Origin of the sequence: Flavobacterium cupreum, assembly GCF_003996965.1 — a bacterium.
Classification (GTDB): domain Bacteria; phylum Bacteroidota; class Bacteroidia; order Flavobacteriales; family Flavobacteriaceae; genus Flavobacterium; species Flavobacterium cupreum.
In genome coordinates this window covers 1-12,676 of the sequence record NZ_QWDM01000008.1, presented here as the reverse complement: position 1 = coordinate 12,676, position 12,676 = coordinate 1, and the positions used below count along the sequence as shown (strand labels likewise).

Sequence of the window (12,676 nt, the reverse complement as noted above, 5' to 3'; positions counted from 1 at the left end):
ATTATCCAATTATCAAATTATCTCAATTATCTAATTTCTTGCCCTAACCGTTCTTTGTTCAATTCTCTTTTCAAATTTTTCTCCCTGAAAGATACGCTGTACCATAATTCCCGGAATATGAATCTGATTCGGGTCTAATGTTCCCACCGGAACTAATTCTTCAACCTCAGCAATCGTAATTTTCCCGGCTCCGGCCATACAGGCATTAAAGTTTCTGGCGGTTCCTTTAAAAATCAGGTTTCCGGCTTCGTCCCCTTTCCATGCTTTTACAATGGCAAAATCTGCTTTGAAAGCTTCTTCCATAATGTGCATTTTACCGTTGAATTCGCGTGCTTCTTTTCCTTCGGCCACTTCAGTCCCGTAACCGGCAGGTGTAAAGAAAGCGGGAATTCCGGCCTGAGCTGCACGGCAGCGCTCTGCCAAAGTTCCTTGTGGTGTAAGTTCTACATCCAGTTCCCCTGAAAGCATCTGGCGTTCGAACTCGGCATTCTCTCCCACATAGGAAGAAATCATTTTTTTGATTTGTTTCTTTTGCAAAAGCAGTCCAAGCCCAAAATCATCCACTCCGGCGTTATTGGAGATACAGGTTAAATCTGAAATTGTTGTATTTACTAAGGCTGCTATTGTATTTTCGGGAATCCCGCAAAGTCCAAAACCACCAAACATTATAGTCATTCCGCTTTCGATTCCGGTTATAGCTTCCTGAACGTTATTTACTTTTTTTGTAATCATAACAAATGGTCTTTATTATCGTATATTTTTGATAAAAATAAGATTTTTAGATTAAAATATAACGATTTCGTAAAAAATAAAATAGGCTAAGATGTCTATTTGAAAGTACCTTTTGAAGGGGCTAATTTAAGCACAGGGAAAAAACTCTCGCAGATTTGGCAGATCTGGCAGATTTTTTTGTTTAATGCAAAGGCACAAAGTTGATTGCTTGGCGACTTTACTTGACTTATCTTTTAGATTTATATTTAACATCACTTCATTAAACCAATTATAGATTTTTTGGTTCACGCAAAGGCGCAAAGGCGCAAAGTTTGATTGCTTGGGGACTTTGTGTGACTATACATTTCGTGCAGATTTAACCTGAACCCATATCACAAAAAAAATCCTTTTGCTCTTCCGGATTCAGAAGTTACAAAAGGATTTTTATTGGAGAAACGAAATTAAACTAGAGTTCGAATTCGTCTGTATTTTGTTCTGTTTGTGTCGTGTCTTTTACAACTGCCGGTCTTGAATAGCAATCCACTTTGATGGAAAGATTAGCCGGACGCTCAAATTCAGCTTTTGAAACCTGAAGTCCCGGGTCGGCATAACACAGTTTCATAAAATAAGCCCAAACCGGTAATGCTGCTGTTGCTCCCTGTCCGTAAGTCAAACTTTTGAAACGTGCAGAACGGTCTTCACAACCTACCCAAACACCTGTTACAAGATTTGGAACCATTCCCATAAACCAACCATCTGACTGGTTTTGTGTTGTTCCCGTTTTACCCGCAATCGGGTTTTTGAACATATATGGATATCCTGTCCAGCGATTATCGCCGCTTCCACCACCCTGGGTACGTAAACGTGCACCTGAACCAGTTTCTGTTACACCCTGAAGTAATTTGATTACGGCAAAAGCAATGTCTTTATTCAGAACGTCGTGTGATTCCGGAATTGGTTCATAAATAACCTCTCCGCTTTTGTTTTCGATACGGCTTAAAAATTGCGGTTTTACATATACTCCCTGGTTTGCAAATGTACTGTAAGCAGCAACCATATCTTCAACCGTAATATCAACAGCTCCTAATGCAATTGAAGGCTGTACCGGGATTTCTGTTTTTACCCCTAATTTCTTAGTTAGTTCCACTACTGCCTCAGGACCGGTTCTGTCAATTAATTTTGCAGAAACCGTATTGATAGAATTCGCCAGACCTTGTTTTAAAGTAACCATTCCACGGTATCTGTTGTCTGAGTTTCTTGGTTCCCAGTCTTCCGTTACGTGGTGACGTCCTTTATGAATCATAAACGGCCCGTCAAGTATAGAATCACAAGGGGACATATTCAGTTGTTCGATTGCAGTGGCATACACAAACGGTTTAAAAGTAGAACCTACCTGTCTTGCTCCCTGCCCAACGTGATCGTACTGGAAATATTTATAATTGATTCCGCCCACCCACGCTTTTATATTTCCGGTTTGAGGCTCCATTGCCATTAAACCCGATTGTAAAAAGTGTTTGTAATAACGAATAGAATCCAGTGGTGTCATGGTAGTATCGCGTTCGCCTTTCCAGGTAAAAATGCGCATTTTCGTTTTTACCTTGAATGAGTTTATAATATCATCCTCGCTTTTATCCATATCTTTCATGATGGCCCAACGCGTAGAATTCTTCATGGCCTGCATCATAATGCGATCTGTTTCTGCTTTGGTAATATTGACGAAAGGAGCATTTTTATTGTTTTTCATATCAATAAAAAACTGCTGTTGCAGGTTTTTCATGTGTGCTGAAACGGCTTCCTCTGCATATTGCTGCATTCTTGAATCGATAGTCGTGTAGATTTTCAGACCATCTTTGTAGATATCGTAATCAGAACCATCGGGCTTTTTATTTTCAGCAACCCATTTTTTCATGTAATCACGAAGGTACTCCCTAAAATAGGTAGCTGTTCCTTCACGATGGCTCTCCAGTTTAAATTTTAAGGCAATTGGTAAAGCCTGCAATCTTAATTTTTCAGAAGAAGAAATCATTTTTGCTTTTTCCATTTGAGAAAGTACCACATTACGACGATTCTTTACACCTTCCGGATTTCTAACAGGATTGTATAAACCCGAATTTTTGAACATTCCGACCAAAATAGCCGATTCATCCATGGTCAGATCTTTAGGATCTTTCGAAAAGTAGGTTTGTGCGGCAGAACTTACTCCAACTGAATAATTTCCAAAATCATAGACGTTGCAGTACATCGCCAGAATTTCATTCTTTGTATATTGTCTTTCCAGACGAATGGCAATAATCCATTCTTTTATTTTTTGTACAATCCTGAAAGGAAGGAATTTAGACCCTTCGCCATGAAACAATTGTTTAGCTAATTGCTGAGTTAAGGTACTTGCTCCTCCATTTGTTCCTAAGGTAAAAACAGCTCTTAGCGTTCCGCGTCCGTCAATTCCTGAATGCTCGTAAAAACGGGCATCTTCGGTAGCAACCAAGGCTTCAACCAAACTTTTTGGCAGATCCGAATATTTAAGCTGGGATCTGTTGGTCTTGAAATATTTACCGATCACCACTCCGTCAGAAGAAATAATCTCGGTAGCTAAATTAGAATCCGGATTCTCTAAGTCTTCAAAAGAAGGCATGGAACCGAATAATCCCCATGAAGCAAATAAAAAGAAAGCTAAAATACCTAATAACGTATAAGCAAAAATTCTCCAGAATTTCTTTTTATAGTAGTTAATGTCTTTTGTACTAGTGGTTTGATTGTTTTTTTTAGTAGCCATAAATATATTCGTCTAATCTTTTTGTTCTATTCTAAAACCTACGTCTGTAATACCTTCCAAAGCCTGTACACCCGGAATTTTACCTGATTCCCTAACGGCTTGTTTGATGTGTACTTTATATTTTCCCCTAAACTTTACATCTTCTTTGTAATACAGTTTGCTTTCTTTGATGTCTGTAAAACCGTTTCCTAACAACGTCCCGTCCGGATTTGCCATCTGGTATTCTAAGGTGTCTACTTTCGTAAATCCGCTTGGTGTCTCAATAGCTACAATCAAAAACAAATTATTGAATGGATAATTGTTATTGTCTCTCAAATTTACAAACAAATTGTACTTTTTCGTAGAATCCAGAACTGGCAGGTCGAAAGTAACAACACTGTCTTTGTGCCAGGCACTGCCAACAGATTTGTATTCGTCAAATACTCTTTTTTTATCACACGAAAAAAGAAGTATCGCTGCCAAAATAAGAATCCCGCTATTTTTTATTCTCATTTTTAGTAATAATTATAGGTTTTCTAGGTTCTGCCGGCTTATTGTCATTCGAATTATTAGCTTTATTCGATTGATTTGGCTTATTATTATTCGGCTTGTTTCCTTTGTTTGGATTATTTCCTTTATTTGAATTTCCTCCGGCAGGCTTGTTTTGATTTGGAGCTATCTGAGCCTTGCCCGGAGTTGCCACAATCGCAGCTTCAGCATTTGGTTTGCGTTTGCGGTTTGGTTTTTTCTTTCTTTTTGGCTGATCAAATCGGGTTAGACTTTCCTGACCCATTGCGTTATTAAAGTCTTTTTCAGGTTCTGAAGTTACTTCAATAGCAAAATCTTCCAGGGAAGAAACTTTGTTTTTCTGCTTGTTTTCAGCCATAATTTCTTTGACCTGATCAATTTTCAAAACATGCCAGTTTGCAAAATTATTCGTGTAGGCAAACCACATCAAACCTTTGAAAATATCCTGTTTCTGACAGATGGCGTCCCCTTTTTCGGTTACTAATTTCGTATCGTAATCCGGAAAATCTTTCAGGGCATCCATGTACGTATCAAGCTCATAATTCAGGCAACACTTTAATTTTCCGCATTGTCCCGCTAATTTCTGAGGGTTCAGTGAAAGCTGCTGGTAACGTGCCGCTGAGGTATTAACACTTCTGAAATCAGTTAACCAGGTTGAACAGCAAAGTTCTCTTCCGCAAGAACCAATTCCGCCAAGACGTGCCGCTTCCTGACGGAAACCAACTTGTTTCATCTCGACTCTTGTACTGAATTCTTTTGCAAAATCCTTAATCAAAAGCCTGAAATCGACCCTGTCGTTTGCGGTGTAGTAAAAAGTTGCTTTTGATCCGTCTCCCTGAAATTCGATATCGGAAATTTTCATTTCCAGTTTGTGCTGAATGGCCAGTTCACGGGCACGGACCTTCATCGGTTCTTCACGTTCACGGGCCACAGACCAGATATCAATATCTTTTTGGGAAGCTTTTCTATAGATTTTCGGCACTTCATTACTTTCGTGATTCACGCCTTTTTTCTTCATTTGAATTTTGACCAATTCGCCTGTCAGAGTAACGATTCCAATATCATGTCCCGGTGATGCAACAGTTGCTACAATATCACCAATACTTAAGGTTAATTTCTCTGAATTTCTGAAAAATTCTTTTCTTCCGTTCTTGAAACGTACCTCAACACAATCAAAAATTGCCTCTCCATTAGACGGACTCATGTTCGCGAGCCAGTCAAAAACCGTCAGTTTATTGCAGCTATCGGTGCCGCAAGTCCCATTATTTTTACAACCTTTTGGTGCACCACCATCTGAGGTTGAACAACTTGTACATGCCATAATTCTATATGTAGTGTCGCAAAAAAGCGACTTAAGTTCATAAACGTTTGATCGGTAAAGATAGTATTTTTTTTAGTTTGCTTTTTATCGATTAAAACTAAAGGGGTGTTAAAAAGAAAAACCTATTCTGTTTCATGCAAAACAGGTTTTTTGAAAATGTTTTTAAAGCTGTTATTTTACTTTTTTCATTGAATTTTGCTTCAATACCTTCACCCCTTCTACAACAACAATTCCTCATGTCTGAAAGACAAGATCAGTTTACGACAACCGCATATAACAGCAATATTCTGTTTATTAATTGATTTCTACCAATTATTACAAACACAATAGAATAATCCTTTTATTTCTTAAAATTTGCCTCGAAAATCTTAAAAGATCTTCAATACTACTGCAATCGCGCAACGATTTTTTACAATCAACAGCTTTGATAGCGCCAACCTCGTATGACAAGAAGCACAAAGAACATAAAAATTATTATACAATTAAAATTCAGGAATCCGTGACAGCAAAAGATTTAATTAATAAAGCAGTAAGTATCCAAAAGATTGACTATAAAGATCCTAGTGTGATACCGATCTACGAAAAAGCCATTGAACTCTGCACAACAAAAGACGATGAATATGACAAACTTTATTCCTATTATTCGATTATGTTTGTCTGCAGCCATTTACTAAACGAATATCTTCCAAAAGGCATTGAGGCGGCAAATGCCTGTTTAGAGCTGTTAAAACCCTATATTGCTGCAGGCAACATTTGGCATTATACAGAATGGGGGAAATTTCAGAAAGAAGTAATACGTTATGCCAACAACTTCATAGCATGGCAAAGGTATGAAAACACTGATGATGAAAAACTACTCCATGAAGCATTAAAAATGACAGAAACAGCATGTCACTATATTGAAGATGGCAACAAAGATCAATTATATCTTTATGATACACGTGCGCGCCTGTTGCTAAAATTAAACCGTAAAGAAGAAGCGTATGAAATAATACGAACCACCTTAATAAAAGATAAAAATAACCCCTATTTTAAAGAGCTTCTAAATGATCCTGATTACAAAATATGGTTACAAAACAGAAATGAAGAAATATTACAAACGTTATCTGATGACGATTATAATTTTTTAGAAAGAGCAAACGCTATAACAAAAAAAATAAAGGCAAGAATTACCGAAGACGAAAAAAAACCTGCAGTACTTATCGAAAACAACCTTAAAATAGAGATTATTGACGGCTATGAAGCAGAGGAAAAATATGGTTTCATTGACATTCTTCCTGACGTTGACGAAATAGTAATGCTTACCGGCGATGTCTTTCTGAACCATCGATTAGATTCTAAGTGGCTGCTGGAACAAACAAAATCATTAGATTTTAATGAAATGTCCTTCCTGATCGTTGGCAATGTCACCATAGAAGGTGGTGATTTGTGGGATGATGATATAATGAGTTTACTTATAACGGGCGATGTAAAATGCGATATTCTTTATGCTGAAAACTCCTGGATTTTTATATCCGGAGATGTCGATGCTAAATATGGAATAATAGGCAAAGGCGACTATTATGATGGAGTCCTCCGAATTGACGGAATAACAAAAGCCCCTTATATTTTCGGTCGTAATGAACACGATATGCATCTAGAGCTGGACGGTCTGAACGGGGAATCTATGGAAATTATCGGGGGTGATTCAGACCATTTTCTTGTAGATGGTTATGGTGATCGCCATCGCCGTGAGCACCTAGTACGTCCTGAACTTTGGGATGAAGATGATGAATTTGATATTGATAACTTTTTTGAAATCGTAAAAAAAGGAGAAAGCCCATTCATAACCACTAAAAAAGAATAGCAACACCAGACGAATCGTTATGTTTTTAATTTCAAAAGTACTACGGGCAAGTTCTTCACCTGCCTAAGTTTATTTTAGATCTTTTGTTGCTTTATCAAAATCAGAAATTATTTTTGGGTTTTATTGAATACTTCATAAACTGCAACTGCTTTTTTATCAGCTTGCAGTTTTCCTGTTATGGCAAAATGCAGATCTTCGCACCTCCCAAACAATTCTGCTATTACTCTTGAGTTAACACAGCGATTCATTTAAAATCGAACAAACACCCTAAGACACTGCCAATCAAACTTATATTTTTTTTAGTATATGTATTTCGGTAAAATATTTAAATTTCAACCTATAAAAAACATCTAATGATTCAACTGCTAACGAATATAGAGGTAAAAAAGAATGCAGGTCTTATCTATAAATTCCTTCTTACTCTTGACAGGGAAAAATATTGCCAATGGCACCCGGCACATAAGGATTTTGAAGTAATTAAAAGAACGGAACAAGAACTTGGAAGTATTCTTTATTTCAAAGAAATTGTTGACGGAACAGCAGTAAAGTATAAATGGCGCATTATTGAGCTAACCGAAAATAAACTGGTTAAAATGAGAGCCCTATATTTCTATCCTGTTTATCTTACCATCGCTTTAGAAAGCCTTTCTGAAAATAAAACTATCGTTCACCATCATTTAGATATTGGTTATCGTGTTAAATTTTTAAGCTTAATTCCTGATTGGGTGGTTGGCCATACTTTATTTTCACCTAAAAAAAGAAAATCTCAACAACAACATGCTATTGAAGAATATACAAATCTGGAACACTTACTGGATTGATATCTTTCTATTTTAACCGGGAAACGCATTCAATACTAATGTAAAAAACCTGTTCTGTTGCTTTTACCACTTAAACTGTCATTTTTAATTTTTATCCTGAAATATATTTACGAATTTTATGTTTTGTCTTACAGCATCGTTTGTGAAGTCAATAATTACAAAGCAAACTAATATCATAATTTATCATCATTTTTAAATATCAAATTCAAATGCAAACACAAAACCAGATTGAAAATTTCCTTTTCCAGGGAAAATTTGACGAGGCCAGAGAATCCCTAAATAACGGCGAAAACTTTAACGGACAATATCTTCAAAATAATTTTTCTCAAATCACAGCGAAAATTATTGAAGCCACAGAAATGGATTTCATTGACAGACTGATAAAAGCTGGTTTTATCGAGACTGATATTTACGAACTGGACAGTTTTGACAAATCAATATTCAGCTCTCTTGCACGAAATATAAAAGATGATGCAGAATCTATTTCCTTTTTCAAAGAAATAATGTCGAAAGTTGACAATAGTAACGACGAAATCAGCGATCAGACTTTACTGGGATATTGTATCGAAAAAGAAGCCGTTCCGGAAGTAATCAAAAGCTTAATAGAAGATTTTGGCTGTAATGCCCAATATAAAAACAACGCACAGGAGAATTTCATTCATAAAATCGTAAACAACTATTCCCTAAATGCCGGGAAAGGACAGGAATATATTAAAATACTGCTGGAAAACGGTGTTGACATTAATGAAAAAAATGTAGTAGGCACTACACCATTGATGTATGCCGTTAAAAGAAACAAAAAGGAATATATTCCATTGCTGTTAGAAAATGGAGCTGACCCTAACGAAACAGATAATCAGCAAAATAGTTCCTTTTATTATGCGGTAGGCGAACAGTTTTCTATTCCGATGTATGAACTTTTGGCAGCATCTTCATCAGCCAATTTCAATACTATCAATAAAGACGGAAGAACCTTGCTGACCGAATTTATACGAATGATGTCTGATTCAGAGAATGATCTGAATTCACTTCAGAGATTATTGTCAGATGGTGCCGACTTAAATCACTGTGCGCAATATTACGGAAATCCAAAATCTGGCCTGGATTATATTGCGGAGAAAAAATCAGGTATTCTAAAATCGGTATTAGACAGCGGATCTATTGACGTTAACGAACAGGACAATCAGGGAAATACCATTTTGCATAAAGTCTGCGCTTACAATGTAAATTACGATGCCGAAGCCGCAAAAGAAATCTACAGAAAGGTAAAATTACTTCTGGAAAATGGGGCAGATAAAGATATTACCAATGATAAAGACGAAAATGCTCTTACACTCGCTTCTACAGATAATTTGAAAATTAAGACTGTCGAACTTTTAATGAAAGCCTAAACTTATATAAAATCAAGATTCTATGTCAATGTCATTTATAATTGCCTGCGAAAACGGCAACCGAAAAATAGCCGAACTACTTCTCCAAAATAAAGAAGTCGATGTAAAATATACGGATGAAAAAGGGAGAACTGCATTGCATTATGCCGCCCACAGAGGATATCTGGACATTGTAAAGATATTAACTGAAGATGGTGCCGATATTAACTACGAAGACCATGAGGGAGAAACCCCTTTGTACTTTGCCTGTCTGCAAAAACAGAAACAAACCGCATTGCACTTATTGGAAAATGGTGCAGAAATTACCAAAAATGATAAATACGGAAACAGTCTTTTACATTTAGTTGTTCAAACTGCCCAAATTGAAATTGCAACAAAGTTGCTTGAAGCAGGTGTCGATGTTAATCTTTTGAATAACAATGGAGAAACTCCGCTATTATTGGCTTCAGCGAAATTAAACCGGGAAATTATTCAATTGCTTTTAGATAAAGGAGCGGATATTAATGTAACCGATAAACAAGGAAACACACCTTTGCTTTACGCCTGCTACACAAAATCGATCCCAATGGTGACCCTGCTTTTGGATAATGGTGCCGACATCAATCATGCAAATCACTCTGGCGAAAATGCTCTTTTGATTGCCTGCTACGAAACCAATAGAATGCTGGCCAAACTTTTGGTTGAGAGAGGTGCAGCTGTGTTTACATCCAACAACAATGGCTATTCTCCAATTTGGTACGCCTGCACGAATAATCAAAAGGAAATTGTGGCTTTGTTTTTAGAAAACGGCGTGGATGTAAATTACAGTAAGCCAGTTGCCGGTGATACCTCATCTATGAATGATTATCTGGACTGGGTGGTAAGTGCCTCCAACATTTCTAACGAATCCAGTTTTACGCTGAATAGCAATTATACTTATGGTGGTGAAAGCCTTTTGCATGTGGCTACTAAAAAAGGCAATTTAAGCATGGTAAAACTGCTGATCGAATCTGGCGCCAATATCAACATACAGGACGAATCCGGGAATACGCCTTTGCATTACAGCGCTGCAAACGGAAAAAAAGATGTTGTAAAATATTTACTAGACAATAACGCTGATGCTTCCATTGTAAACGTAAAAGAGCAAAAAGCAATTGATTATTCGAATGTAAAAGGCTTTAATGAGATTACAGAGCTGATTCTGAAATTTGCGCCTTCAGGAACAGTTGTGAATCCAATACATACAAGCTCACAAACAGACGCACCAAAAGCCGATACTTCAAATTCAATGGAGGCAAAGAAAAAAGCCTTGCTGGATCTTAAAGATTTATTAGACGCCGGAATTTTAACCGCAGAAGAATTTGATGCTGAGAAAAGTAAAATCTTAAAAGGATAAATAACAAACAAACTTAAAAATGAAAAAAATCTTAAATACCATTACTCTGTTTTTAGTAGTAATCGCCACAAGTATAGTTTCTATTTCCTGTACAACCCATTCGCCAGAAAAGACTTTTGATATAGCGGCTTTAAATTCTAATTTATTATCGCGCTTTGGCAGTAAGGACATCAATTTTAAGCTGGATTCTGAACCTCAGATATATGATGAGAGCAAAAAAAATATGGTTGCTTCTTCTTATTATGATTACTTTAAATTTGATATCACTAATTTAGAAACTCAATTGAACAAAATTAAAGAAATAGAGGAAAATGATGACAATAAAGAGCTTCTTCAGGCATCGAAGGACCTATTCACTTATGCGATTGCTAAAGAAAAAGAAGGATATCTGCCCATTGCCAAAATGAAAGACGAAAAGGCCTCACCTGAACAATTACAAAAAGCAATAGCAGCTTTTGATGCATCCACTCAAAACGATATCGAAGCTAAGTTTACAAAATTGATGAATATTGCAAGAGCTTATGCCGAAAAGCATAACATTGATGCCAAATTTGGTATTTAATAATCAAACGAGTTTTAGGAAAAAAGAAAAACCCTGTTTTGTAATGATACAAAACAGGGTTTCTTTTTTTATTCGTAAGTCTCCTTCACCGTAATAATCTTCACCGGACATGCCTTTGCGGCCAATTCAAAACTATCTGGAAACGTGTCAATTGACATTTTTACTAATCCCGTTACCAAACCTATAATCCTAATGGAGATACTTGTCGTCATGCGGTTGAAACCGCAAGCAATGTTTTCTCTGACAATGTTTGAAATATACCCCGTGGTTTCAACCACGGGAAACGTATCGATTGGCATTTTGAATAATTCAATTACCAAATCTATAATACTAAGGAAAATACTTGTCGTCATGCGGTTGAAACCGCAAGCAATATTTTCTCTGGCAATGTTTGGAATATACCCCGTGGTTTCAACCACGGGAAACGTGTCAATTGACATTTTTAATAATTCACTTACCAAATCTATAATACTAAGGAAAATAATTGTCGTCATGCGGTTGAAACCGCAAGCAATATTTTTCTCTGGCAATGTTTGGAATATACCCCGTTGTTTCAACCACAGGAAACGTATCAATTGGCATTTTTAATAATCCACTGACCAAATCTATAATGCTAAGGGAGATACTTGTCGTCCTGCGGTTGAAACCGCAGGCAATGTTTTCTCTGGCAATGTTTGGAATATACCCCGTGGTTTCAACCACGGGAAACGTAACAATTGACATTTTTAATAATCCATTTACCAAACCCATAATCCTAATGGGAGATACTTGTCGTCATGCGGTTGAAACCGCAAGCAATGTTTTCTCTGGCAATGTTTGAAATATACCCCGTGGTTTCAACCACGGGAAACGTGTCAATTGACATTTTTAATAATTCACTTACCAAACCCATAATCCTAATGGAGATACTTGTCGTCATGCGGTTGAAACCACAGGCAATGTTTTTCTCTAGAAATGTTTGAAATATACCCCGTGGTTTCAACCACGGGAAACGTATCGATTGGCATTTTGAATAATTCAATTACCAAACCTATAATCCTAATGGAGATACTTCTCGTCATGCGGTTGAAACTGGCAATATTTTTCTCAAGCAATGTTTGAATATACCCCGTGGTTTCAACAACGGGAAACGTATCGACGAGCAATCATTTATCACCCAAACCATGCAATTTTACAAAATCATCAAATTCATCCTGACCGTTTTTCTTTAGATGATGTTGTTTTTGATTTTTAATATAATAGTGCAAATTCCGGTTATATTGATCACCCCATTCCGTTTTAAAGTGAGCACCTGATTCCAGTTCAAAATGACCACCTAATTCCGGTGCAAAGTGAGCACCTCCGTTTTGATTAAAAACTATATTTTTTC

The 12,676-nt window shown here is 36.8% G+C and carries 11 protein-coding genes and 1 pseudogene; 5 read left to right on the top strand and 7 right to left on the bottom strand.

Annotation, left to right across the window (positions count from 1 at the left end; translation table 11 throughout):
* Positions 1 to 30 precede the first annotated feature (30 nt).
* From D0817_RS13390 to D0817_RS13375, 4 genes are all read right to left on the bottom strand, one after another.
* Entirely contained in the window at positions 31 to 732 is a 702-nt protein-coding gene (locus D0817_RS13390; protein WP_127338887.1) for a CoA transferase subunit A, read from the bottom strand.
* 445 nt (positions 733 to 1,177) lie between these two features.
* Positions 1,178 to 3,484 (bottom strand): penicillin-binding protein 1A, encoded by a 2,307-nt coding sequence (locus tag D0817_RS13385; RefSeq protein WP_127338886.1) that lies wholly within the window; start codon positions 3,482 to 3,484, stop codon positions 1,178 to 1,180.
* A 12-nt stretch (positions 3,485 to 3,496) separates the two neighbouring features.
* Positions 3,497 to 3,976 carry a gliding motility lipoprotein GldH gene (locus tag D0817_RS13380; protein ID WP_127338885.1) on the bottom strand — a complete coding sequence of 160 codons (480 nt, stop codon included), beginning with the start codon at positions 3,974 to 3,976 and terminating at the stop codon, positions 3,497 to 3,499.
* Positions 3,960 to 5,312, bottom strand: a complete 1,353-nt coding sequence (locus D0817_RS13375) for a PSP1 domain-containing protein (protein ID WP_127338884.1) — start codon at positions 5,310 to 5,312, stop codon at positions 3,960 to 3,962. The genes D0817_RS13380 and D0817_RS13375 overlap by 17 nt, the downstream gene beginning before the upstream one ends.
* Positions 5,313 to 5,736: 424 nt before the next feature.
* On the opposite strand from D0817_RS13375, the gene D0817_RS13370 reads away from it, so the two are divergent.
* From D0817_RS13370 to D0817_RS13350, 5 genes are all read left to right on the top strand, one after another.
* Complete coding sequence (locus tag D0817_RS13370) at positions 5,737 to 7,158, top strand: hypothetical protein (RefSeq protein ID WP_127338883.1); 1,422 nt, start codon at positions 5,737 to 5,739, stop codon at positions 7,156 to 7,158.
* Positions 7,159 to 7,511: 353 nt separating this feature from the next.
* The gene (locus D0817_RS13365) at positions 7,512 to 7,979 is read left to right on the top strand and encodes a hypothetical protein (RefSeq protein ID WP_127338882.1); all 468 of its coding nucleotides are present in this window, start codon (positions 7,512 to 7,514) and stop codon (positions 7,977 to 7,979) included.
* 209 nt (positions 7,980 to 8,188) lie between these two features.
* The gene (locus D0817_RS13360) at positions 8,189 to 9,370 is read left to right on the top strand and encodes an ankyrin repeat domain-containing protein (protein WP_127338881.1); all 1,182 of its coding nucleotides are present in this window, start codon (positions 8,189 to 8,191) and stop codon (positions 9,368 to 9,370) included.
* A 28-nt stretch (positions 9,371 to 9,398) separates the two neighbouring features.
* Entirely contained in the window at positions 9,399 to 10,745 is a 1,347-nt protein-coding gene (locus tag D0817_RS13355; RefSeq protein ID WP_238160876.1) for an ankyrin repeat domain-containing protein, read from the top strand.
* 19 nt (positions 10,746 to 10,764) lie between these two features.
* Positions 10,765 to 11,307, top strand: a complete 543-nt coding sequence (locus D0817_RS13350) for a hypothetical protein (protein WP_127338879.1) — start codon at positions 10,765 to 10,767, stop codon at positions 11,305 to 11,307.
* Positions 11,308 to 11,375: 68 nt separating this feature from the next.
* Here the strand turns inward: D0817_RS13350 and D0817_RS13345 are convergent, their stop codons facing one another.
* From D0817_RS13345 to D0817_RS26240, 3 genes and pseudogenes are all read right to left on the bottom strand, one after another.
* On the bottom strand, positions 11,376 to 11,801 hold the full coding sequence (locus D0817_RS13345; RefSeq protein ID WP_127338878.1) for a hypothetical protein: 426 nt from the start codon (positions 11,799 to 11,801) through the stop codon (positions 11,376 to 11,378).
* Complete coding sequence (locus D0817_RS13340) at positions 11,779 to 12,030, bottom strand: hypothetical protein (RefSeq protein ID WP_127338877.1); 252 nt, start codon at positions 12,028 to 12,030, stop codon at positions 11,779 to 11,781. Before D0817_RS13340 ends, D0817_RS13345 begins: the two co-directional genes overlap by 23 nt.
* 422 nt (positions 12,031 to 12,452) lie before the next feature.
* Positions 12,453 to 12,676, bottom strand: a pseudogene (locus D0817_RS26240) (hypothetical protein); the annotation flags it as partial.

Excerpts from the sequence above, each read along its gene's own strand:
- D0817_RS13345 (WP_127338878.1), bottom strand. The coding sequence starts at position 11,801 with ATGACGACAATTATTTTCCTTAGTATTATAGATTTGGTAAGTGAATTA.
- D0817_RS13380 (WP_127338885.1), bottom strand. The coding sequence starts at position 3,976 with ATGAGAATAAAAAATAGCGGGATTCTTATTTTGGCAGCGATACTTCTT.
- D0817_RS13375 (WP_127338884.1), bottom strand. The coding sequence starts at position 5,312 with ATGGCATGTACAAGTTGTTCAACCTCAGATGGTGGTGCACCAAAAGGT.
- D0817_RS13350 (WP_127338879.1), top strand. The coding sequence starts at position 10,765 with ATGAAAAAAATCTTAAATACCATTACTCTGTTTTTAGTAGTAATCGCC.
- D0817_RS13365 (WP_127338882.1), top strand. The coding sequence starts at position 7,512 with ATGATTCAACTGCTAACGAATATAGAGGTAAAAAAGAATGCAGGTCTT.
- D0817_RS13355 (WP_238160876.1), top strand. The coding sequence starts at position 9,399 with ATGTCATTTATAATTGCCTGCGAAAACGGCAACCGAAAAATAGCCGAA.
- D0817_RS13360 (WP_127338881.1), top strand. The coding sequence starts at position 8,189 with ATGCAAACACAAAACCAGATTGAAAATTTCCTTTTCCAGGGAAAATTT.
- D0817_RS13340 (WP_127338877.1), bottom strand. The coding sequence starts at position 12,030 with ATGTCAATTGTTACGTTTCCCGTGGTTGAAACCACGGGGTATATTCCA.
- D0817_RS13385 (WP_127338886.1), bottom strand. The coding sequence starts at position 3,484 with ATGGCTACTAAAAAAAACAATCAAACCACTAGTACAAAAGACATTAAC.
- D0817_RS13390 (WP_127338887.1), bottom strand. The coding sequence starts at position 732 with ATGATTACAAAAAAAGTAAATAACGTTCAGGAAGCTATAACCGGAATC.